Raw genomic sequence first — 22,157 nt, 5'->3', positions numbered from 1 at the left:
TGTTTCATTTTTTTCTTTTTTAAATAATTTCATTACTCTTAATTCTCCTTTTGTAATTGGTTTTTATCTTCAATAGATGATAAATTGTCACTTAGATAAGATTTGATATCTTCCCAAGCTAAAATTGGAATATTAAATTCGGTATTTAAAACTATTCTTTTTCCGATAGAAGGTCTTCTTCGTCCTGAAAGTATCGATTCAATAGTAAATTTAGAATAGTATTTTGATAATATTTTTTTTAATTCTTCTTTTTTCATTTTGAATTGTACATTATGTACTTTTAAATGAAACTTAAATAATTACATAATGTACATATATTCTAAGTACAATTTGTACATATTATAAAAGGATTTTAATTGTTTGAAAATAAATTAGATACTTTGTTGAGAAAAAATTCTATAACTAATATTAAATTATCTCAAGATTTAGAAAATAAATTTGGATATAAAATAAGCAAAGAAAGTATTGGTAAATATAGAAAAGGAGAAAGAACACCTTCTCCTGAATTTATAGATTTTGTTTTAAAATTAACTAATAGTGATGCTTCTTCTTTATTTGGAGAAGCAAAATCATCAGTAAAGCCTGTTCCTATTATATCAACTGCATCATGTGGTGGTATAGAAATAAATTGTTTACAGGAAGATAATATGAAAACTTTTATCCATGAAGGGGAATGGAATAAAGACCTATATGCTGTTGTTGCTTGTGGGGACAGCATGGCAACAGAGATATATGATGGAGATATAGTAATAATAGATCCATTTGCAAAAGTGCAAAATGGAGATATGGTTTATTATAGAATAGATGAAGAGAGTGCTATAAAAGTATTTTATGAAGATGATGAAAACTATCTTATAAATTTTATACCTTTTAACACAAATGAAAATTTTAAGATAAAAACAATTAGAAAAGATGATAAAGATACAAATGATAGATTAATTTGTCATAAAGTAGTTCATGTAGTAAGCTCTAAAAAGAACAATAGAGCTGCTAGACTAAAGATGATAGGAAGATAAATTGCATTTTGAACATCTATTATTTAAGATGAAAGTTGCTTTTATTCTGACTGTGATAGCTATTATAGTTTATAATATTTATAAATTATTTTAAAAAAGGAGACAATATATGGGAATGTGTAAAGAATGTGGAGAAGTTTTACAATCTGATTTAATGACAAATGGATTTTGCCCTGATTGCTTAGAGAAAGGCAATATAAATAAATTAAGAACAGTTAAAATTGAAGAAATTAAAAATAATAAACAAATACTTGATAGTATATTAATAACTACAGAAACTACTATAAATCAACCTATAGAAAAAAGAGTTGGTGTTATATCTTCTCAATGTGTGTATGGGCTAAATATTGTAAAAGACTTATTTGCTTCAATCAGAAATATTGTAGGTGGTAGAATACAATCAATAGAGGAAGCTTTAGAAAAAGCTAATATTGAAATAATTGAAGACCTAAAAACAAAAGCATATATGGAAGATTGTAACGCAGTAATTGGAGTAAAAATAGAACATACTTATAATAATGCAAACAATGGTTCTATTCTATCAGTTTTTGCAACAGGAACTATTGTAAAAATTTAGATAATAATTTCCCGCGGGAAAATTAAAAACCCAGCCTAAGCTGGGAAACTAACTATAGACTATTGTGAAGAGTGTCTATAATGTTTTTCATAAAACTGCTAGCTAGCGTTTTATTATCTCTACTTTTTCTTATGTAGCCAAAAAGAATAGTACCTAAAATTAATGGTGCTCCTACATATAAGCACCAAGCTACTGTCACATAAATTATTAGGATACCTAATAGGTATCTGAGGTTATTTGTTTTCATTGTTATTTGCCTCCTATTTAAAGCATTATATTAGCCTCCAAACGAGTAACAAATGCTTGCAGGGAGGAACCAAAGTTTTAGCAGTACCCTTTTGCAATGTCCTACTTTCCCACATTTGAAAAATGCAGTATCATTAGCGATGAAATGCTTGACTACCAGGTTCGGAATGGGTCTGGGTATTGCCACTTCTCTTTAATCACTAGGCAAAAAAAAAGCCACTACATAGTGGCTTTCTGCTAAACTTCGATTTATAACATGAAAATTAAATAACCTTTATGTATTGTAAGCTCTTCACTTCTTACAGCCAAAGGAACAAATATGAATAACTAAAACAATCAATTAGTTTTTCATGTAAAACATTCTAATATAAATTAGTTATACCTAAACTTAAAAAATATATAAATGTATCAATATTCATACTAATTTATTCAAATATAACAAAAAATATCAATTTTTATTAATATTATTCTAAAAACAGTCTAATCATAAAATCCTTTTTATTAATTTTTCCAAAAATAATATCATATATTTTAAATATAATGTACAAAATGTACTTATTTAAGTTTTATTTAATTGTACATAATGTACTATTTTAAACAAGTAAATAAAATTTTGCTTTAGGCGAGAGCCTTGATTCAAGTTGAATCTAAATGAGCCACTAAACTAGATAGAAAATAGTGAAGCATCTAGGGGTTGAGAGTAATCCATAAACTCGATTTGGTTTTGTACTGCATACCAAGAAAAGAAAACTGCAGGAACTATTTATATTTGAGTTACCAAATTTGGTGATTCAATAGTAAATAGGAGAAATATATGAAAAAAGAACTTCAAATTGTTCATGGAAAAAATCTTATGCAAATTCAAGGTAGTACAAAAAAGAAAAATGGCTTTGTGAAAATAGAAATGAATGATGATGATATTAATGATTTTTTTAGTGGATACTATCAAGATAAGAAAGTAATTAAAAAAGTAACGCTTGTTATGGAAACAGAAGAAATACAATGAGTTCAATAGAAAATAGAAGAAAAATGGAGCATGAAAGTAAATCTTCAATGATTGTAGAAGGTAGATTTATTCCTTTTAAATCAAAAGAAGATTATAAAAAATATATTTTAAATTGTAAAACATCCAAAAATAACAAGACAAATACCCACAACAACAAAAAGTATTCCTATAAAGCTATTTTTTCTTGGATGTCCAGTCACTACGCCACCGTTAGGCATATGATAAGAAGGTGGATAAATCTTAGTTTGTAGAGGATGATTTATCCACTCTCCTAAACCAATCAAGAAAGCCCCTAAAGATAGCTTTTGTACAGCTGAATTCTCTATATCAACAAGTGGTACAGTAAGAGAATAAATTAGCATAAAAGCTGAAACAACCATGACTATGTGATACCAATACTTTATTTCAAATTTCGATAATGAATTATCCATAAGTGAGCCTTTGTGTATAAATTTTTTTTGCAACTAGATTATAACAAAGGTTCTCTTATGCATATTTCCATTGTAATGTGTCCTATTTTGATTCCCCTAGTTAGAATAGGACACTTTAGAGTGGAAACTCAATTAAAAATAATAAAGGATCAATATGAGTGCAAGTGCTGAAATACACCCAGGTGAAATAGAAGTTCTTATTGAAGCTATGAAAAGTATTGGTGGTGGAGAGCTTACAAGACAAGCTGCTGAAAATTTGCAAAAAGCAGTTAAAGCAACCTATTTAAATGATAAAAAATCATCTATTTCTATAGTTATTGAAATAACAAAATCAAATGATGAAATAGTCACTTTAACAGGTTCTACAAAAGCTACTTTACCAGCAAACAAAATATCTGGTGCATTTTTTGTCAATCAAAAGACATTTTTGCCTACAAGAAATAGACCTGACCAAACAGTTATGGTTTTTAAAGATTAATAAGGAAAGTAAATGATAAAAGAATTTTTTAATGCCTTCAAAGGCGATTTAAAACCAGTTGCAATACTAGGAGATGGTAGAGAGGTTATCCATCAAGATTATAAAATTGTTGAAGATAATAGAGGTGAAAAATTTAGACATAAAATAGATAGGCATGTATTAAATCAATCTATTTTAAATAAAGGTGATTTTATAAATTTTATAAAAGAATATAAAACACCTGGCACAAAGATATTTTTTAATAATAATGGAATAAAAGCAGTATTTAATTATTCAACAGCTGAAAAAGCTGATTATGGTGACTCTTATTGTCAAATGGAGCTTTTATATACAAACAATTTTGAAGAGTTTAGAAGATGTCTAGATAAAGATTTAAGCCAAAAGGATTTTATTAGAATCTTAAAAAGACTAGAAAGTTGCATAGTTGGATTAAATGGAGAAAAAGCAGCTAACATGGATATTATAGAAATAGCTGAAAATCTTCAAGCTAGTAAAAACTTTCAAAGTGTTCAAAGAAATACCCTCAAAGCATTTACAATAGATGCTGAAGTAAAAGCTGGGAATACAAACTATGAAATCCCTAGATTTATTCACTTTAAACTTCCTGTTTATAAAAACGATTTAAAGCTTGAAGTTGAATTTGATTGTGAACTATTTCTTGAAGCAGTAGATGGTCAAGGATTTATAGCAAATTTAGTTTGTTATAAATTAGATGAAATAATCGAAAATACAGTAAGACAACTTACAGATGATGTTTGTCAAAGTTGTGAAGGCGTTGAATCATTTATGATTTAAAAAAGTTGGTGCGATGGTTCAAGCCAACTACTCCTTTTTTTAGATATCGAAGATGCTTAATTTGAACCAATATCATCAGCAAGGTAAAGTTTTTTGTAGAGTTAAAACTTTAGAACCTAAAAAATTGTAGCCCTACTTCCTTCAAGGGCTACTTCTAATTAAAAAAATACTTATGTAAGAGCAAAAGTTAAAACAAAAAGTTTACAAAAAATATTTCTGTAGATTTATAAAATTATTATTTTTGACAAAATTATTCATAACAGCAAGTGCTTCCGTTTCTGGTGCTTTTGCTCTTTCATAAGTATTTTCACATTCAAATACTAAATACACCAAAAAAGGAATAAAAATGAACTATGAACGTTTTGAAAAAGCAGCTGCAATAAACAGCGAATTTGATGTGATTCCATCTAAAACAAGTATTCTTGCTAGAGGTATCATTATAGATAATAATGGATATATGCAATACAAAGGTAAAACATATTTACCTAATATGACAAAGCTATCTGATTTACCAGGAGAAATAAGAGATTTATTTATTGAAAAAAAGCTTCCAACACAAAATCAATCTAAAGAAGTAAATGTTGAAATAGAAAAAAAGAAAAACGATAATTTCGATAACTTAAACAAAATACTATTTGAACAATTACAAAATATAGTTGATCCTAATGAAGGTGCAGATATAAGCCAGGAGCTTAAAAAAGCAAATGCAATATGTAATATTGCAGACAAGGTTATAAGCATTGCAGATTTATCTTTAAAAGCTGAAATGTTTAGTTATAAGAAAAAATATCCAGGTGGAAAAAGTCTATATCAGGATTGATTATGAAATATTTAAAAATACATGAAGATTTTTTAAAAAAACATGAAGCAACTCCAAGAAAAAAACTTGCAGAACTTTTTAATGATAAGTTTAAAACTGAAGTAAGTATTAAAAATTTAAGCCAAAAATGTAGAAAAATTGGACTTGTTTGTCCTAATAATGGTTGTTTCAAAAAAGGAAGTATTCCAGCAAATAAAGGAACAAAAGGACTTACAGGAGCAAATAAAACTTCTTTTGGACCAGGTAATGTACCAGCAAATACAAGAAAAGCTGGAAGTATTTCAACGAGAAAAGATAAAAATGGGAACTCTTATATGCACATCAAAGTTGCAGAGCCAAACAAGTGGCAAATGCTTCATGTGTATATTTGGGAAAATAGACACGGAAAAATACCTAAAGGTTACTGTGTGATTTTTAAAGATAAAAACACTCTCAATGTAAGCCTTAGTAATTTAATGCTTGTCTCAAGAGCTGAACTTGTAAGACTAAATCAAAAATATGCTTATATAGATGAAAGTTTAAAAGAAACTGCTTTGCAAGTGATAAAAATAAATGATGCAATCATAAAAAAATCAAAAAAACTCAAACAAGGAATATAAAAATGATTATTACAGTAGCACATACAAAAGGTGGAGTTGGAAAATCAACTCTTGCTTGGAACTTAGCTCATTCACTTTTAGAAAAAGGTGAGAAAGTGACTATCATAGATTTAGATTTTCAACAAACACTATTTTTCATAAATTCACTTTGTGAAAATCAAAAGTTAGATGTAATACAGCCACAAGATACAACAGAGCTTTTAGAGATATTTGAGAATTATCAAGGGTATTTAATTGTTGATGTAGGTGGATTTGATAGTGATATAAATAGAATTGCTATGAGCAAGGCAAATAAAATATTAGTTCCAATTAGTGAGAGTGTAACAGAAATAATTGGATTTAAAACATTTGAAGCTATTTTGGGTGAAGTTGGGAATAAAACTATAGATATGGTCTTAAACAATATTCATCCACTACAAAAAGATTTTACAAGTGTTGAAGCTGCTATACAAAACAACAATAGCACTTTACTAAAAACTATCATAAGACAGAGAAAAACTTATAAATCAGTTTTAGCAGATGGTAAATCAGTTTTTGAATCAAATGATACAAAAGCGATTGATGAAATAAGAGGATTAAGAGATGAGCTTATCAAATAGAGAGATTAAATTTAGGGCTTGGAATGAATATGAGCAATGTTTTCTAGATAATGAAGAATTTGCAATTAATTTTTTAGGTACAGTTTTTAAAGCAAACCTTGATGCTGAAGTTTATAATAATCTTATGAATCAAGATAGTTTTAAAATTATGCAATACACTGGATTTAAAGATAAAAATGGAGTTGAGATTTACGAGGGTGATTTGCTTCAATCTTTTTATGATGATGGGGAAATTCATGAAGTTATTTGGCATGAAGAAAGTGCTAGTTTTAGAGTTGCTACATATTTAGATAATAGACATGGTGGAAGTTTTGCAGAATTATTTTTTATGGATGATATACATGAGAATTGCAATAAAATCATAGGTAATATTTATGAAAATACTGAATTGCTAGAGTATAAAAATGAAAAAGATTAAAATAGGTCAAATTTGGCTAGATGGTACAAGTAGTGAAATAGAAATTCTAGAAGTCAATCAAGGTGGTATATATCCAGTTGTTGGATATTGCAAAAATACAAAACAAGAAGTTCACTATTTAGAAGATGGAAGCTGGAGTGAAAATCCAAAATACAAAGAGCTAAATTTACAAAAATTAATAAAATAAAGGTGAATATATGGACCTATCAAAAATAGCTAGTGTAACAGCTGGTAAAACAAGAACAACTGGAATAAGTCCTTTTAGTGAGCTTGAAATATCAAAAGTATATCCAAATCCAAATCAACCAAGAAAATCTTTTGTAGATATTGAAGAACTAGCATCTACTATCAAAGAGCATGGATTACTTCAACCTATAACTGTAGTTAAAAAAGATGATGGATATATGATCACAAGTGGTGAAAGAAGATATAAAGCTCATTTACATAATGAAGCTAAGACAATAAAAGCATATATTCTTGATACTACAGATGAGAAAGTAGAAGAGCTTACTTTGATTGAGAACATCCAAAGAAACGATTTAACAGATTTTGAAACTGCAAAACATATTGTAAAGCTTTGGGAAACTGGAAGATATGAGAAAAAATCTGATTTGGCAAAAAAGCTAGGTAAATCTGATAGTTACATTTCAAAAGCTTTTAGTTCTTTAAAACTTGATGATGACATCCTGGAAGATATAGAACAAAGCAAAAAAGATATTCCACTATCTGTAATGGATGAAATTTCAAGAGTAAAAGATAAAACAGTTCAAAAAGAGGTTTATAAAAAATATAGTGATGGTGATATTACTAGAGATGATATAAAAGAGTATAAAGAACCTATTGGATTAAGAACTCAATATTTTGGAACTTTTAGTTTTGTTTATAACTATCGTATGCTAACTGAATTAAATTTTTTACTAGATGGAAGATGTTATGAACCGTTTAGTGAAGATAAAACATACTATTGCATAATAGAACAAATAAATAAAGAACAAGGGATTATTCAATCTCCAGATAATTTACAGTTTACACTTAAAACTACTAAAAAAAATTTAAATGTTTTAAAAGGTTTAGGTGATAATTGGATTAAGGTAGCATCCAATCTTTTAGAAAATAAAATTTATAGATTCTCTATAGAACTATCAAGATATCAAAATATGCAAGAACCTAAAAGCGAGAAAGAAGAAACAAATATTGTATTGCAAAAATATGAAGATGCTGAAAAAGATTTAGTTGATCAAGTAGAAACATTTAATGAAAATTTTCACACGGGAAATTTAGAAGCAAGTTTTAAAGTTGATGATTTAGTAAAAGATGAACAACTTACTACTGAAAATATTACAAAAACTTTTGAAAAGATTGTTGATTATGGAGTAGTTGATGATTTTGAATATTCTCTAAAATTTGATTATATTGAAGCTAATTTTTATTTTACAAATGCAAAAAAAGGTTTAACACCAACTTTTAAAAAAGATAAAAAATACAAAATCACTATTGAAGAGGTATAAAAATGAGAAATACAAAACCACAGGTTGTTTGTGAATTTATTTTTGATATAAGACAACCTAAACAAAACAAAGAATTAACAGAAAAATTTAAAACAGGGGAATTTATTTTATTTGGCTTTATTCCTGAAAAAGGATGGAGAAAAGCCTGGTATCAATCAATAGGATCAGTTGATAAATATAAATTAGTTAGAAAAAAAGTTTACCCAATAAATTTAACTTGTGGCAGTTGTGCATATTATGAAGATAGGTTTTGTTGCCATGCAAATTCTAAAGATAATTGTGGGGATAGAGATTCGGATAAAAAATGCGATATAGGTTGTTTTGTTTCTATTCCCTATAACTGGAGTTCTTATACTTCTACGGAAAAAGAAACTTTCAGAATTTTTAAACAAAAAAATAAAAAAAAGGAAATATAAAATGTCAAAAATATTAATAATTAAAAGTTTAAAAAAAATGGCTTCAATGAGCGTTACTGAAAAAATAGAAAATGCTCATATTGTATTTATAAAAAGAGAACAAGGTTTTGAACTTTATAAAAATAGAAACGGAAGTAATACTAAAAAGATTTATTCTTTTGATGAATTTAATAAATTCAAGAGTAGTAAAAACTATTTTTGCGAGGAGATATAAAATGCAATTTGGAACAAAACTAAAGCTAAAAAAAGACTGGCAATACAATCAATACTTTTTGCTTGAAAAAGGTGATGAATTTCAAGTTGCTCAATATCATCATAAATATGGAATGAAATTACATCATCAAAGAATTTCTGATTTATTGGATTTTGAATTTAATTGGATGACAAGAGATAGTAAGATTGAAGAGTATTTTGAAGTTGTTGAACAGTTTGATGATAGATTTGCAGAACTTGAAAAAGTAATATTAGATTATTGCTTAGTAAAAGGGTATCAAGTTGGAAAAGGTGGTTGGGGATTTAAGGTGCAAATAGATACAAATTATAAGTCAAAACAGATGGCTGTTTGGTTTTATGAAGAAGCATATTGCAATAGTGTTTTTCATTCAGAAAAAACTACTATAAAAGAAATGTTTGATGAAGCATTTAAGTATTTCTCTTTAGAAAAGGAAAATATATGCTAAATGAAGTAACTAGATTATGTAAAGGTGATTTTAGTGGAATAAATAAAGAATACTATGTACTTCAAGGTGATATCTTTTCTCCACCTTTTGTAGTTAAAACTTTTAAAACAAAAAAAGAAGCAGATGATTTTGCAGATGCAGCACAAAAAGAATCTTTAAAACATGATAAATATACTTGTTTTTGGGTTGAAGAAGTTAAGCAAGGAGGGAAAAATGAGTGCAAATGAAAGCAATTTAGTATTTGTAACTTTATACAAAAAGTATAATAAAATGATGTTATCAAAACAAGAAGTAGCAAATGAGCTTGGTATTTCTATAAGAACACTAAATAGAAGGATTCAAGAGAAATCTGCTCTACCTTCTTATTCTAAAAATGGTGGACTTGTTTTATTTCCACTTGAAAATCTTGCAAAATATATTACAGCTCTTGGGAAATTATAAAATATATTTCTCAAAAGCTGCTATGGAATCAATAGCAAAATCAGGTGCAAATTTTAAATAATGTTTTATTGTTGTTTCAATATTAGCATGATTTAAAAGCTTCTGTATTTTAAATATACTCACAGGCTCAATTATATATTTTCCATCAATTCCCTTTTTCCCTTTAACAAGATTTGTAGCAAATGAATGTCTTAATGTGTATAAGACATTTTTATTATTATTAAACCTATTATTATTAAATAGTTGATCAATCGTTTTGTTTAAATATTTTGGAACATTTGGAAGTTTTGTAAGCCCTTTTGTATGTTCTGAAACTAGCAAATATTCATCAGCATTTCTATTGATAGATAGTTTTAAAACTTCTTCTTCTACTTTTTGAGTTAAGTTACACTTGTAATACATCTTTCTTTTAAAATCATAAGTATTTATGGTTTTACTTCTAATGTCAAAATCTTTTATTTTTAAGTTCAAAACTGAATCAGGTCTCATTCCAGTTGTAGCCATAATGAGACAAATAATATAACCTTGGAAATGACTAGGTTTTTCTTTTAAAGTTTCCAATAGTAGTTTTATCTCATCAGGTTCAAAATAGCTTGTCCTAGGTTCTATTTTCTTTTTTAAATCTTTATAGATATCTTTTAAATCTTGTTCTTCTTTGAGACTTTTCTTAGGATGGATTAAGAGTGGATTATAATCCACATTTGTATGATTAATCATACTTTTAATTAATATTATTGCATTAAAAATATATTTATTTGAATATTTTACCTCTTTGTTATTTTTTATATATGTAAAATTTCTAATCTCATTAATTCTATCTACAAAATGTTTTTGTTGTATCTTATTAAATTCTAAAATAGACAAATCCCAACCTTGCCAAAATATCTTATACATACTTTTTTCTCTATTTATAGCTGGTTTATCTTTATGCTGTTTATCTTCTTTTTCTAAATCTTTTTCTTTTTGTTCCAACAAATCAAATTTATCAAAATAAATAGAAGCTAATTCATTTAATGATTTTCTAGATAAACTTGTAGTTACTACTTCATTTTCTTCTGTATTTAATTGTCTTTTCAATAGTATTTTTTTAGCTTTTGTTATATTAGTTCCATCTGATTTTGAGCCAACTTTTTCATCTACAACTTTACCATTTTTTCGGTATCTGATGTAATAAGTAATATCTTTAATTCCTTCTCTTTTGTATACACCTGGTGTACCTGTTTTTTCTAATCCCATGAGTGCCTTTTTCTTCCCAACAATTTTCCCAACAATGTTGGCATAACTTGACATAAAAAAGGTTTAAAATAGTACATTTTTAACTTTTTAAATTAGATTTTAAATTAGATTTTTTTTGATTATTCTTAAAAGTATTAGCACTAAAAGTGCTATTTTATCGTAGTTTTACAATTTTCTTTATGGCGAGAAAGTGGAGGAATCGAACCTCCCGCGGTATTTACACAAAGACCGCCAATCAGGGTTGAAGCCTGTGGTGCTCACCAGATACACAAACTCTCCATAAGATTAAAATAGTATAATAATACTCTTTAAAATAGTATAAAAGGTCTATAATGTTACTAAAATCCATTCCAAAGGTTGATAAGTTTATCACAAACAAAGCTTTTGAAGGATTATCAAAAACTTTAATAACAAAAATCACAAAAGAAGTTTTAGAAAATCTGAGAGTTGAAATATTAAATAAAAAGATAGATAGTTTTGATGAACAAACTCTTATTTCAAATGTTTTAAGAAAGTACGAAAATCTTACACAATCTTCACTAAAACCAGTTATAAACGCAACTGGAATTATTGTTCATACAAACTTAGGAAGAAGTTTGCTTGATGAGAGCCTATTTAAAAATGCAATAACAATAGCAACATCTTATAACAATCTTGAATATAGTTTAGAAGAGGGAAAAAGAGGAGAGAGATACGAACACATCACAAAATCTCTACAAGCACTCACTTCTTGTGAAGATGCTTTAGTTGTAAACAACAATGCAAGTGCTGTTTTTCTAATCCTTAATACATTTTGTAAAAATAAAGAGGCAGTTCTTAGCCGTGGAGAGCTTGTTGAAATTGGTGGAAGTTTTAGAGTTCCTGAGGTTATGGTTCAAAGTGGAGCTATATTAAAAGAGATTGGAACTACAAATAAGACTCATTTAAGAGATTATGAAAATGCTATAAATGAAAATACAGCTATGCTTATGAAGGTTCATAAATCAAACTATAGTATTGAAGGGTTTTTTAGTGAAGTTAGCTTTGAAGATATATCAAAACTAGCACAAAAAAATGGCTTAATAGACTATTTTGATATGGGAAGTGGACATATTTTTGATTTACCTTTTAATTTAAGCAAAGATGAGCCTTCTATTCTTGAACTTATGAAATCAAATCCAAGTTTGCTTAGTTTCTCAGGAGATAAACTTTTAGGAAGTGTTCAAGCTGGAATTATAGTTGGGAAAAAAGAGTTAATAGCAAAATTGAAAAAAAACCAACTCTTAAGAATGTTAAGAGTTGATAAAATTACTTTAGCACTTTTAGAAGAGAGTTTGAATATCTATTTAAAAAATGAGTTAGATAAAATTCCAACTCTAAAAATGCTAAATACAAAACTTGAAATTTTAGAACAAAGAGCAAATATTTTAAAAAATAGTATAGATAACTTTATAAAATGTGAAGTAATAAAAAGCTCTACAATGGTTGGTGGTGGTACAACTCCAAATAAAAAAATCCCTACTATTGCTTTAAGCCTTGAATATAAAAACCTAAAAGCAAATGAGATAGAAAAAATTTTAAGAAAAAATCTAATCATAAGTAGAATTGAAAATGACAAAGTACTGCTTGATTTTAGAACAATATTAGAAAAAGATATAGCTATTATTGAAGAGATACTAAAAAAAGAGTTTAAAAATGTCTAATATTATAATTGGAACTGCTGGTCATATTGACCATGGAAAAACTGCACTAATTCGCGCTTTAAATGGTTTTGAAGGTGATAGCACAAATGAAGAGAAACAAAGAGGAATAACAATAGATTTAAGCTTCTCAAATCTTACAAGAGCTGAGAGAAATATTGCATTTATTGATGTTCCAGGTCATGAAAAACTTATTAAAAATATGATTGCTGGAGCTTTTGGATTTGACTATGTAATGTTAGTTGTAAGTGCTAAAGAGGGACTTATGCCACAAACTATTGAGCATATTGAGATTTTATCACTTTTGGGAATAAAAAATCTTATTTTAGTAATTACAAAAAAAGATTTAGTTGATGAAAAAACATTAAAAGAGCAAGAGTTAAAAATTGTAGAGTTTTTAAATGAGTTTGAATTTAATATCAAATTTATAAAAGCTGTATCTATTTATGATGAAAAATCTATTGAAGATTTAAAAAATACTCTATTTACAATCTCAAATAGCACAAAAAATGAAGAGAACTTTTTTAGATTTTATGTTGATAGAGTATTTAGTGTAAAAGGTAGTGGAACAGTTGTAACAGGAACTGTTTTAGGTAAAAAAATTGAGCTTGAAGAGAAGGTTTTTATTCCTCATTTACAAAAAGAGACAAAAATAAAAAATATTCAAGTACATAATCAAAACGCAATAGAAGCAAATATCTCTTCTAGAGCTGCACTAAACCTAGCTTCAATTGATATAAACTCACTTCAAAGAGGAGATATTATTACAAAAAAGGGGTTTTTAAGAGGTTTTGATACAATTGATATCTCTTTTAAATGTTTAAAAAACAAAAAACTAAACCATAATCAAACATATACTTTGTTTATTGGAGCTAAAAAAATAGATGTAAAAGTTCTACTTTTTGACTCTTTAACATCACTTGAAGATGGTTTTGCAACACTAAAAACGGATGAAAAGATATTTACTGTTTTTGGAGAAAAAGTTATTTTAAGAAGTGCAAATGATACTATTTGTGGTGGGGTTATTTTAAATCCAATATATGACCCAATGAATAAAAATCAAAAAAGAGATCTTTTGAAAAATCTTTATAAAAAAGATTTTAAAAATGCTTTTAAAATACTTTTAGAAGCTCATAAAAGAGGTTTAGGAGTAGTATCTTCAACTCAAAGATTTGCTCTAAGTCATGATGAGTCTTTAGAGTTTGCAAACTCTTTAGAAGATGTTTTTGTAGATAAAAAAGAGTTAGTTATCTATCCCATAAAAACAAAAGATGAGATAGTTGAATTTATAAAAAATATCTATATAAAAAACTCTTATGCCCTACTTTCAAGCTCATCTATAAATTTAAGAGTTCCTTGGGCTAGTATTGAGTTTATAAATAGTGCTTTAACTGATTTGGTACAAAATGGCTTTTTAGTAAAAGAGGGGCAACTTTATAAAAATGCAAATATAAAAGAGGATATTACAAAAGAGCTTGAAAATATATTTTTAGATAGATTGAAAAGTGAAGATATAACTCCAACAGCACCTTATAATATCTATGATGATTTAGATATTGATAGAAAACTTGGAGATGATATTTTAAAATCACTTACAGCAAAAAAAGATGTAATAAGGCTTCAACACAATCTTTTTATTCATAGCCAAAGTTTAAATAAGATTATAAAATCTATGAGAGAGATTATCAAACAAGATGGTTTTATAGAGATTTTTAACTTTAAACAGAGATTTGATTTAAGTAGAAAATATCTTGTTTGTTATTTGGACTATTTAGATAATTTTAGTGATATCAAAAAAGTTGAAAATAGAAGAGTTTTATCTTAAAGACAAAATAGACTACTCTTTTTCCATAAGATTTGTTTTTTTACATCTAGGACAAGGATTTCCAGGATTTGAGTAGCAAGAGTAGCAAAACATTGTAGTACAAGTTTCACATGTAAGCTTACAATGTTTGCAAACATAAGTTTTTTCTCTTTTTCTTTTCTCTTTTTTTCTAAATAACCAATTAAACATAGCTATCCTTTTTAAATAAAAAGGATTATATTTAATCTTTTTTACTTATAAGATGATATATATCAAAGCTTATAATATTTCATGTAAACTATTTGCTTTTTTCATCCAATTTTCTAAATCTTCATATCTCTCTTCTTCAATCATTTTTTTAGCTTCATTCATTTGATCTTCAAAAGATTTAATACTTTCTAGCATATTTTCTCTATTTTGCTTAAAAATATCTCCCCACATTCTTGGGCTTGATTTTGCAATTCTACTCATATCTTTAAATCCTCCAGCAGCAAGTGCAATAATCTCTTTTGGATTTTGATGACTCATAACAGTATTTGCTAAGGAAAATGATATTAAATGAGGTAAATGTGATATGTAACAAGCATTTACATCGTGTTCATGACTATTCATAACCACAATTCTCATGCCTATTTCTTGAAAAATCTTAAAAGCTTTATTAACATGCATATTTGCATTATCTTCCAAATCACATAAAACTACAGTTTTGCCCTCATATAGATTATCAATTGCAGCTTTTGGTCCATTTTTCTCTGTTCCTGTCATTGGATGTGCTGCTATAAAATTTTTTCTTATTTTAGGAGGAATATTTTTTACAATATACTCTTTAGTTGAACCCATATCTATAATAGTTGTTTTCTCATTTATATCTAAAAAATTAGGAAACATAGAAATAATAGCATCAACAGGAATAGATAAAATAATAACGTCTGAAACTTTTTTTAAAGTTTCCAAATCAACAAGCTCATCAACAAGTCCTAACTCTTCTATCTCTTTTTTGTTTTTTTCACTATTTGTAAATCCATAAACCTTTTTTGAAATACCATATCTTTTAACAGCCTTTGCCAAAGAACCACCCATAAGTCCTAAACCAATAATTCCAATGTTCAAATTTAACCTTTTTTTAGTAATTTTGCCAAAATTATAGCTTACTTTAGATTTATATAAACTATATTTCGGTATATTATTGCTTTATTTTGACAACAAGGACATTTGTGAAAAATCGAATAACTTTTTTATCTTTAGCTTGTGCTACTGTTTTGAGTGCAAGTAGCATCAAATCTATTGAATACTTAAATGTAAGTAAAGTATCGCCACAAGTTTTAGAAGAGACTTTGGGAATGAGAGCTGGTGATAGCTTAGATAGTAACAAGCTAAATGAAGCATTAATTAAATTTTACAGCTATGGTTACTTTGATGATATAGTAATAGATAATGATAATGGAAATATCAAAATTATCTTTAAAGAGAAACCTTCAATTGCAAATGTTGATATAAAAGGTTATAAAACTAGAAGTGAAGATACAGATGCTATTAAAAAAGTATTAAAGCTAAACAAAGGTTCTATGTATAGTGAAAAAAGAGTTAAAGAGGCAAAAGAACAACTTTTAGGAATGTTATCTAGTGAAGGGTTTATAAACTCTGTTGTTGAAGTTGAAACAGAGAAATTAAATGATTCTTCTATAAAACTTACTTTTAATGTAAATAAAGGTGATGAGATTATCATAAGAGAAGCAAAATATCACGGTGCTAGTGAACTAGATGGAAGTGACTTTAAAAAAGTTACTGCAAATAAAGAGAAAGAGTTTGCTTCTTGGTGGTTTGGTCAAAGTGATGGTGAAATGAAAATTGATCAACTAAAATATGATGCAAGAAGAATAAATGACCTATATTTTGAAAAAGGTTACTTAGATGCAGATGTAAAAGAGCCATTTTTAGATATAGATTTTGCTTCAAATCAAGCAAAACTTGACTTCTTTGTTAAAGAGGGTGAAAAATATACTACAAATGATATAAAAATCTTTTTGGACTCTTCAATTGTAGATCCTGAAGAGATTTATTCAGATTTAAAATTAAAAGTTGATAGAACATTTAATATTAAAAAATTAAGAGATGATCAAGAGTATATTAGAACTTTGGTTGCTGATAAGGGTTATGCCTATGCAGAAGTTAAATTTGATTTAAAGAAAAATGAAGCTGAGCATAGAGTTGATGTTATTTTTAGTGTTGTTCCAGGGCAACAAGTATATATAAATGATGTAAAAATATCTGGAAATGCAAGAACTCTTGATAGAGTTGTAAGAAGAGATGTATATTTAGCACCTGGTGATATGTATAATCTTACAGATTTAAAAGATGCAAAAAGTAAGTTAAAAAGATCTAGCTTCTTTGAAGATGTTCAAATTGAAGAGAAAAGAATAAGTGAAGATAAAATGGATTTATCTGTAAAAGTAACAGAAGCACCAACTGGAAGTATTATGCTAGGTGGGGGATATGGTTCTTATGATAAATTAATGATAAACGGATCTGTAAGTGATACAAATATTTTTGGAAGTGGCCTTACTCTCTCTTTAAGTGGTGATTTATCAAAAAGATCAAATAGATACGAAGTAGCTCTTAAAAATCCTGCTATAAATGATAGCGACTATAATGGTGAAGTTGAAGCTCACTCAACAAAAATTGAGTATAGAAGAAGTCACTATGATTCTGATGTAAAAACAAAAGGTTTCTCTGTTGCAGCGGGGAAAGAGGTAGTAAGAAATACATATGTTGGTGCTAGATATGGACTTGATTTCATAAAAGAGGTTTATAATTATCAAAGTGGATTTACAGCACCAGCTGGTCAAAGATTATATACAGATCAAGACTATACAAATAGCTCTATTACACCTTACATAAACTATGATAGTACAAATGATTTTTATTTTCCAACAGCTGGTATAAAAGCTGGGGCTTCTGTTGAATATGCAGGAGTTGGTGGAGATTCAAAATATATTAAACCAGGGGTAAATTTTAGATATTTCTACTCTTTAGAAGATTTAACAGAGCTTGACTGGATTTTAAGATTTAAAACTCAAGCAAAAATGTTAATAGATGAAGGTCAAATAAATCAAGGAGACTCTTTATATCTTGGAGGTCCAAAAACTTTAAGAGGATATAAATCTTATGCATTCCCAAATAATGAATCTGGATATTATCAAGACCCTTATGAAAAAATGTGGTCAAATCAAGCAGAAATTAGTTTCCCTCTAGTTCCATCTGCAAAAATGAGATGGGGACTATTTTATGATTATGGTATGATAGGTCAAAATAGCTTTAGTGAGATAAAAAGATCAGGAACAGGAGCTTTACTAGAGTGGATTTCTCCAATGGGTCCTTTACAATTAATATTTGCTAAACCAATTGGTGATAAACCAGGTGATGACACATCAAGTTTTGAGTTCTCTTTTGGAACTAGTTTCTAATGACAAAAAAAGTATCGCTTGATTTAAAAAAAAGATTAAGTAAAGAAGATGCACTTGATTTAATAAAAAATGCATCTTTGTTAGATTTAGCGAAGATGGCAAGTGCAAAAAAAGATGAGCTTCATAAAGAAAAACTAACTACTTTTATAGTAGATAGAAATATAAACTATACAAATGTATGTTGGGTTGATTGCAAGTTTTGTGCTTTTTTTAGACACAAAAAAGATAATGATAGTTATGTTTTAAAATTTGATGAAATTGATGAAAAAATAGAAGAACTTTTAGCAATTGGTGGAACTCAAATACTTTTTCAAGGTGGAGTTCATCCAAATTTGAAAATTGATTATTATGAAGAGTTAGTCAACCACATTCATACAAAATATCCACAAATTACAATTCACGGTTTTTCATCTATTGAAATTGATTTTATAGCAAAAGTTTCAAAAATCTCAATACTAGAAGTTTTAAAAAGACTTCAAGCAAAAGGTTTAAGCTCAATTCCAGGAGCTGGAGCTGAGATTTTAAGCGATAGAGTAAGAGATATAATTGCTCCAAAAAAAATGGATACACAAGAGTGGTTAGAAGTTCATAGACTAGCACACTCTATTGGAATGAAAACAACTGCAACAATGATGTTTGGAACTGTTGAAACAGATGAAGAGATTATTGAACATTGGGATTTGATTAGAAAATTACAAGATGAGACTGGTGGATTTAGAGCATTTATTATGTGGAGTTTTCAAGGTGAAAATACAAAATTAATGGAAGAACATCCCGAAATAAAAACACAATCTTCAAATAGATATTTAAGACTCTTAGCAGTTTCAAGACTATATTTAGATAATTTTGCAAATCTTCAAAGCTCTTGGGTTACTCAAGGCTCATATATTGGACAAATGGCTCTTAAGTTTGGAGCAAATGATTTAGGAAGCACTATGATGGAAGAGAATGTTGTAAAAGCAGCTGGTGCAGCAAATAGAATGAATCAAGATGAAATGATAAGATTAATAAAAGATATAGGCGAAATTCCTGCAAAAAGAGATACTGCTTATAATATATTAGAGAGATTCTAACAAAATGAAAACAAGATATATTTTATATATTTTTTTACTATTACAAGGAAGTTTAATGAGTGCAACAATAAAACATATAAATATAAATAATGTTGATATTCCAGTGATTTTTGAAGAACAAAAATCGCTTCCAATTTTAAATTTACAACTAATTTTTAAAAATTCTGGATATATAAAAGATAATCAAAATTTAGGACTTGCTAGCTTATCAGCTAGAGTTTTAAATGAAGGAACAAAAAAATTAGGAAGTGTTAAATTTTCAGAGATTTTAGATGACAATGCTATTACTATTCATAGTGCTGTTGGTTTTGAAACTCTTACAATAGAACTTTCAAGCTTAAAAGAGAAATCAAATCTTGCAATTAAATCATTAAATGAACTTTTACAATCTCCAAATTTATCAGAAAATTCATTAGAAAAAGTAAAAACTTTGGCTATTGGTAGTTTAAAAAGAAAAGAGAACTACTTTGATGATGTAGCAAGTAAGGGTTTAAATGCTCTTCTTTATAGTGGAACTGCTTTGGCAAATCCTGCTAGTGGAACAATAGAGTCTATTTCAAAAATTGAACTAAAAAATATAGAACAATTTTTAAAAAACTCTTTAACTTTAAATAATTTAACTATTGTTGCAGGTGGAGATATTAGTTTCATTGAGCTAGAAAATGCTTTAAAACCTCTTTTGAAAGAGCTAAAAGTTGGAGAAAAAGAAGATATTCAAAAAATAGAGTTTGTATCTAAAAAAGAGGAAAAAGAAGTTTTAAAACAGACAGAACAAGCATATATCTATTTTGGTTCAAATTTTAATGCAAAAGCTAAAGATGAAGATAATTACAAGGCAAAAGTTGCTTCATTTATTTTAGGTGGTTCTGGATTTGGATCAAGATTAATGGAAGAGATAAGAGTAAAAAGAGGTTTAGCATATAGTGCTTATGCAAATATTGGAATTAATAGGCTTTACTCAAGTTTTAGTGGATATTTACAAACAAAAAATGAGAGTGCTTCTCAAGCTATTAATATTGTAAAAAGTTTAGTTGATGATTTTGTAAAAAGTGGAGTAACTCAAGAAGAGCTTGATGCTGCAAAAAATTTCTTATTAGGAAGTGAACCACTAAGAACTGAAACTTTAGCACAAAGATTAAATAGAGCATTTATGCTAGATTTTAAAGGTTTAAGTCTTGATTATCCAAAACTTGAACTAGAAAAAATACAAAATTTAAGTTTAGAAGATTTAAACAACTATATAAAAACTCATACTGAGTTAAATAATTTAACATTTTTTATTGTAAGGAAATAGTTTATGCTAAGATTTGCACCAAGCCCAACGGGAGATATGCATATAGGAAATTTGCGAGTTGCAATTTTTAACTATATTGTATCAAAACAGTTAAATGAAGGGCTTATTATAAGAATTGAAGATACTGATAAAGAGAGAAATATTGAAGGAAAAGATAAAGAGATTTTAGAGATTCTAAATCTATTTTCAATAGAGTATAAATCTGTTTTTTATCAAAGTGAAAATCTAAAGTATCATCAAAAAATGGCTCTTCAACTTATGACTCAAAAGAAGGCTTTTGCTTGTTTTTGTAGTGATAGCAAACTTGAAGAGTTAAAAGAAGAGTCTATAAAAAAAGGTATCGCTTTTAGATATGATGGATTTTGTGAGAATTTAAGTGATGAAACTGTTTTAAATACAAATGCACCTTTTACAGTAAGGCTTAAAAAACCAAATCATAATATAAAATTTACTGACCTTTTAAAAGGTGATTTTGAATATGCTCCTTTTGATGTTGATAGTTTTATTATTTTAAGACAAGATAAAACTCCTACATATAACTATGCGTGTAGTGTTGATGATATGCTAATGGATATATCTATGGTAATCAGAGGAGAAGATCATGTTTCAAATACTCCAAAACAGATACACATTAGAGAGAGTTTAGGCTATACAAAAGAGATAAAATATGTTCATTTACCAATCATTTTAAATGCACAAACTGGTAAAAAAATGAGTAAAAGAGATGATGCAAGTAGTGTAAAGTGGCTAATTGATGAAGGATTCCTACCAAGTGCAATTGCAAACTACCTTGTGCTTATGGGAAATAAAACTCCAACAGAGATTTTTACTCTAGAAGAGGCAATTTCATGGTTTAAAATAGAAAATGTCTCAAAAAGTGGAGCAAAATTTGATATTGATAAGCTAAGATTCATAAATAGAAAACATATAGAACTATTAGACGATATGAGACTATCAAAAATTTTAGGTTTTGCAGATAATGATATTGGAAAATTAGCAAAACTATATTTAGAAGAAGCAAGTACAATAAAAGAGATAAAATCAAAACTAAATAATATTTTTTCTCAAAAATCTACTCTTGAAGGTTTTGAACAAGAGAGTCAAACTATCAAAGAAGTGTTAAAAAATGCACCATATTTTGAAAATTATGATGATTTAAAAGATTATGTTGTTCAAAAAACAGAACTTAAAGGTAAGAATCTATTTAAACCATTAAGATATATTCTAACAGGTGTTGAAAATGGACCAAATCTAACAGATATTTATCCATTTATTAAAAACTATATTGGGGAGATTACAAAATGATAGATGCACTTATTAGCTCATTTTTAACTATTTTTTTTAGTGTTATTTTTCTTTACAAGTGGATTGTTATTATTTCAGCACTTTTAACTTGGGTTAGACCAGATCCATACAATCCAATAGTTCAAATGCTTTATAGATTAACAGAGCCTGTTTATGCAAAAATGAGACAATATATTCCAACAACTTTTGGAGGAATGGATTTGGCTCCACTTATTTTGATTTTTGCTCTTATATTTTTAGAGACATTTTTACAAAAAGTTCTTCTATAGATT

At 27.6% G+C, this 22,157-nt stretch carries 28 protein-coding genes, 1 tRNA gene and 1 rRNA gene; 23 read left to right on the top strand and 7 right to left on the bottom strand.

Annotated elements, in window-relative coordinates; translation table 11 throughout:
* Positions 1 to 38: 38 nt before the first annotated feature.
* Positions 39 to 257, bottom strand: a complete 219-nt coding sequence (locus AC5LG6_RS10070) for a hypothetical protein (protein WP_498586449.1) — start codon at positions 255 to 257, stop codon at positions 39 to 41.
* A gap of 99 nt (positions 258 to 356) precedes the next feature.
* Here AC5LG6_RS10070 and AC5LG6_RS10065 point away from each other — a divergent pair, with 99 nt between their 5' ends.
* Entirely contained in the window at positions 357 to 1,016 is a 660-nt protein-coding gene (locus AC5LG6_RS10065) for a S24 family peptidase (protein WP_498586448.1), read from the top strand.
* A gap of 109 nt (positions 1,017 to 1,125) precedes the next feature.
* Entirely contained in the window at positions 1,126 to 1,593 is a 468-nt protein-coding gene (locus AC5LG6_RS10060; protein WP_498586447.1) for a YbjQ family protein, read from the top strand.
* Between the two features lie 335 nt (positions 1,594 to 1,928).
* Here AC5LG6_RS10060 and rrf read toward each other — a convergent pair.
* A 5S ribosomal RNA gene (gene rrf / locus AC5LG6_RS10055) occupies positions 1,929 to 2,044 on the bottom strand.
* 609 nt (positions 2,045 to 2,653) lie between these two features.
* Between rrf and AC5LG6_RS10050 the strand changes: the two genes are divergently transcribed.
* A complete protein-coding gene (locus AC5LG6_RS10050; protein ID WP_498586446.1) occupies positions 2,654 to 2,845 on the top strand; it encodes a hypothetical protein in 192 nt (63 codons plus the stop codon).
* A gap of 107 nt (positions 2,846 to 2,952) precedes the next feature.
* Here AC5LG6_RS10050 and AC5LG6_RS10045 read toward each other — a convergent pair whose 3' ends face one another.
* On the bottom strand, positions 2,953 to 3,207 hold the full coding sequence (locus AC5LG6_RS10045; protein WP_498586445.1) for a hypothetical protein: 255 nt from the start codon (positions 3,205 to 3,207) through the stop codon (positions 2,953 to 2,955).
* A 223-nt stretch (positions 3,208 to 3,430) separates the two neighbouring features.
* Here AC5LG6_RS10045 and AC5LG6_RS10040 point away from each other — a divergent pair, with 223 nt between their 5' ends.
* From AC5LG6_RS10040 to AC5LG6_RS09980, 13 genes are all read left to right on the top strand, one after another.
* Entirely contained in the window at positions 3,431 to 3,754 is a 324-nt protein-coding gene (locus AC5LG6_RS10040; RefSeq protein WP_141048228.1) for a YfdP family phage-associated protein, read from the top strand.
* Positions 3,755 to 3,766: 12 nt separating this feature from the next.
* Positions 3,767 to 4,549 (top strand): DUF2303 family protein, encoded by a 783-nt coding sequence (locus tag AC5LG6_RS10035; RefSeq protein ID WP_498586444.1) that lies wholly within the window; start codon positions 3,767 to 3,769, stop codon positions 4,547 to 4,549.
* A gap of 346 nt (positions 4,550 to 4,895) precedes the next feature.
* Positions 4,896 to 5,369 carry a hypothetical protein gene (locus AC5LG6_RS10030; protein WP_498586443.1) on the top strand — a complete coding sequence of 158 codons (474 nt, stop codon included), beginning with the start codon at positions 4,896 to 4,898 and terminating at the stop codon, positions 5,367 to 5,369.
* 2 nt (positions 5,370 to 5,371) lie between these two features.
* Positions 5,372 to 5,968, top strand: coding sequence for an HNH endonuclease signature motif containing protein (locus AC5LG6_RS10025; protein WP_498586441.1), 597 nt, complete (start codon positions 5,372 to 5,374; stop codon positions 5,966 to 5,968).
* A 2-nt stretch (positions 5,969 to 5,970) separates the two neighbouring features.
* On the top strand, positions 5,971 to 6,567 hold the full coding sequence (locus AC5LG6_RS10020) for an AAA family ATPase (protein WP_498586439.1): 597 nt from the start codon (positions 5,971 to 5,973) through the stop codon (positions 6,565 to 6,567).
* Positions 6,551 to 6,985, top strand: coding sequence for a YopX family protein (locus AC5LG6_RS10015; RefSeq protein WP_498586438.1), 435 nt, complete (start codon positions 6,551 to 6,553; stop codon positions 6,983 to 6,985). Before AC5LG6_RS10020 ends, AC5LG6_RS10015 begins: the two co-directional genes overlap by 17 nt.
* On the top strand, positions 6,972 to 7,172 hold the full coding sequence (locus AC5LG6_RS10010; RefSeq protein WP_498586436.1) for a hypothetical protein: 201 nt from the start codon (positions 6,972 to 6,974) through the stop codon (positions 7,170 to 7,172). The genes AC5LG6_RS10015 and AC5LG6_RS10010 overlap by 14 nt, the downstream gene beginning before the upstream one ends.
* Before the next feature lie 10 nt (positions 7,173 to 7,182).
* Positions 7,183 to 8,493: a ParB/RepB/Spo0J family partition protein gene (locus AC5LG6_RS10005; protein ID WP_498586435.1), complete on the top strand. Its 1,311-nt coding sequence runs from the start codon at positions 7,183 to 7,185 to the stop codon at positions 8,491 to 8,493.
* A 2-nt stretch (positions 8,494 to 8,495) separates the two neighbouring features.
* Positions 8,496 to 8,909, top strand: a complete 414-nt coding sequence (locus AC5LG6_RS10000) for a hypothetical protein (RefSeq protein ID WP_498586434.1) — start codon at positions 8,496 to 8,498, stop codon at positions 8,907 to 8,909.
* Between the two features lies 1 nt (position 8,910).
* Positions 8,911 to 9,123 (top strand): hypothetical protein, encoded by a 213-nt coding sequence (locus AC5LG6_RS09995; RefSeq protein WP_498586433.1) that lies wholly within the window; start codon positions 8,911 to 8,913, stop codon positions 9,121 to 9,123.
* 1 nt (position 9,124) lies between these two features.
* On the top strand, positions 9,125 to 9,589 hold the full coding sequence (locus AC5LG6_RS09990; protein WP_498586432.1) for a hypothetical protein: 465 nt from the start codon (positions 9,125 to 9,127) through the stop codon (positions 9,587 to 9,589).
* On the top strand, positions 9,583 to 9,816 hold the full coding sequence (locus AC5LG6_RS09985) for a hypothetical protein (protein WP_498586430.1): 234 nt from the start codon (positions 9,583 to 9,585) through the stop codon (positions 9,814 to 9,816). The genes AC5LG6_RS09990 and AC5LG6_RS09985 overlap by 7 nt, the downstream gene beginning before the upstream one ends.
* The gene (locus AC5LG6_RS09980) at positions 9,803 to 10,030 is read left to right on the top strand and encodes a helix-turn-helix domain-containing protein (protein WP_498586429.1); all 228 of its coding nucleotides are present in this window, start codon (positions 9,803 to 9,805) and stop codon (positions 10,028 to 10,030) included. Before AC5LG6_RS09985 ends, AC5LG6_RS09980 begins: the two co-directional genes overlap by 14 nt.
* Here AC5LG6_RS09980 and AC5LG6_RS09975 read toward each other — a convergent pair.
* Both AC5LG6_RS09975 and AC5LG6_RS09970 read right to left on the bottom strand, forming a co-directional pair.
* Positions 10,025 to 11,320 (bottom strand): tyrosine-type recombinase/integrase, encoded by a 1,296-nt coding sequence (locus AC5LG6_RS09975; protein WP_498586428.1) that lies wholly within the window; start codon positions 11,318 to 11,320, stop codon positions 10,025 to 10,027. The two genes, AC5LG6_RS09980 and AC5LG6_RS09975, sit on opposite strands and share 6 nt — an antisense overlap.
* A 126-nt stretch (positions 11,321 to 11,446) precedes the next feature.
* Positions 11,447 to 11,545, bottom strand: a tRNA-Sec gene (locus AC5LG6_RS09970).
* A 50-nt stretch (positions 11,546 to 11,595) separates the two neighbouring features.
* Here AC5LG6_RS09970 and selA point away from each other — a divergent pair.
* Positions 11,596 to 12,948, top strand: coding sequence for an L-seryl-tRNA(Sec) selenium transferase (gene selA / locus AC5LG6_RS09965; RefSeq protein ID WP_498586476.1), 1,353 nt, complete (start codon positions 11,596 to 11,598; stop codon positions 12,946 to 12,948).
* On the top strand, positions 12,941 to 14,770 hold the full coding sequence (gene selB, locus AC5LG6_RS09960; protein WP_498586427.1) for a selenocysteine-specific translation elongation factor: 1,830 nt from the start codon (positions 12,941 to 12,943) through the stop codon (positions 14,768 to 14,770). Before selA ends, selB begins: the two co-directional genes overlap by 8 nt.
* Before the next feature lie 12 nt (positions 14,771 to 14,782).
* On the opposite strand, the gene AC5LG6_RS09955 is transcribed toward selB, so the two are convergent.
* Together AC5LG6_RS09955 and AC5LG6_RS09950 are read right to left on the bottom strand one after the other, a co-directional pair.
* The gene (locus AC5LG6_RS09955) at positions 14,783 to 14,959 is read right to left on the bottom strand and encodes a hypothetical protein (RefSeq protein ID WP_165786924.1); all 177 of its coding nucleotides are present in this window, start codon (positions 14,957 to 14,959) and stop codon (positions 14,783 to 14,785) included.
* A gap of 69 nt (positions 14,960 to 15,028) precedes the next feature.
* Positions 15,029 to 15,859, bottom strand: coding sequence for a prephenate dehydrogenase (locus AC5LG6_RS09950; RefSeq protein WP_066222766.1), 831 nt, complete (start codon positions 15,857 to 15,859; stop codon positions 15,029 to 15,031).
* Positions 15,860 to 15,963: 104 nt separating this feature from the next.
* Here AC5LG6_RS09950 and bamA point away from each other — a divergent pair, with 104 nt between their 5' ends.
* Genes bamA through AC5LG6_RS09925 form a run of 5 tightly spaced genes read left to right on the top strand, consistent with a single transcriptional unit; the run spans position 15,964 to position 22,154 of the window.
* On the top strand, positions 15,964 to 18,213 hold the full coding sequence (gene bamA, locus AC5LG6_RS09945) for an outer membrane protein assembly factor BamA (RefSeq protein WP_187472490.1): 2,250 nt from the start codon (positions 15,964 to 15,966) through the stop codon (positions 18,211 to 18,213).
* The gene (locus AC5LG6_RS09940) at positions 18,213 to 19,286 is read left to right on the top strand and encodes a dehypoxanthine futalosine cyclase (protein ID WP_498586425.1); all 1,074 of its coding nucleotides are present in this window, start codon (positions 18,213 to 18,215) and stop codon (positions 19,284 to 19,286) included. The genes bamA and AC5LG6_RS09940 overlap by 1 nt, the downstream gene beginning before the upstream one ends.
* Positions 19,287 to 19,341: 55 nt before the next feature.
* Positions 19,342 to 20,580 carry a M16 family metallopeptidase gene (locus AC5LG6_RS09935; RefSeq protein ID WP_498586423.1) on the top strand — a complete coding sequence of 413 codons (1,239 nt, stop codon included), beginning with the start codon at positions 19,342 to 19,344 and terminating at the stop codon, positions 20,578 to 20,580.
* Between the two features lie 3 nt (positions 20,581 to 20,583).
* Positions 20,584 to 21,885, top strand: a complete 1,302-nt coding sequence (gltX, locus tag AC5LG6_RS09930) for a glutamate--tRNA ligase (RefSeq protein WP_187472492.1) — start codon at positions 20,584 to 20,586, stop codon at positions 21,883 to 21,885.
* Positions 21,882 to 22,154: a YggT family protein gene (locus tag AC5LG6_RS09925; RefSeq protein WP_066153616.1), complete on the top strand. Its 273-nt coding sequence runs from the start codon at positions 21,882 to 21,884 to the stop codon at positions 22,152 to 22,154. The genes gltX and AC5LG6_RS09925 overlap by 4 nt, the downstream gene beginning before the upstream one ends.
* Positions 22,155 to 22,157: the final 3 nt, after the last annotated feature.

It is taken from the genome of Arcobacter thermotolerans (assembly GCF_983172305.1).
The sequence above is the reverse complement of the archived record's forward strand: the minus strand, read 5'-3'. Positions and strand labels throughout refer to the sequence as shown.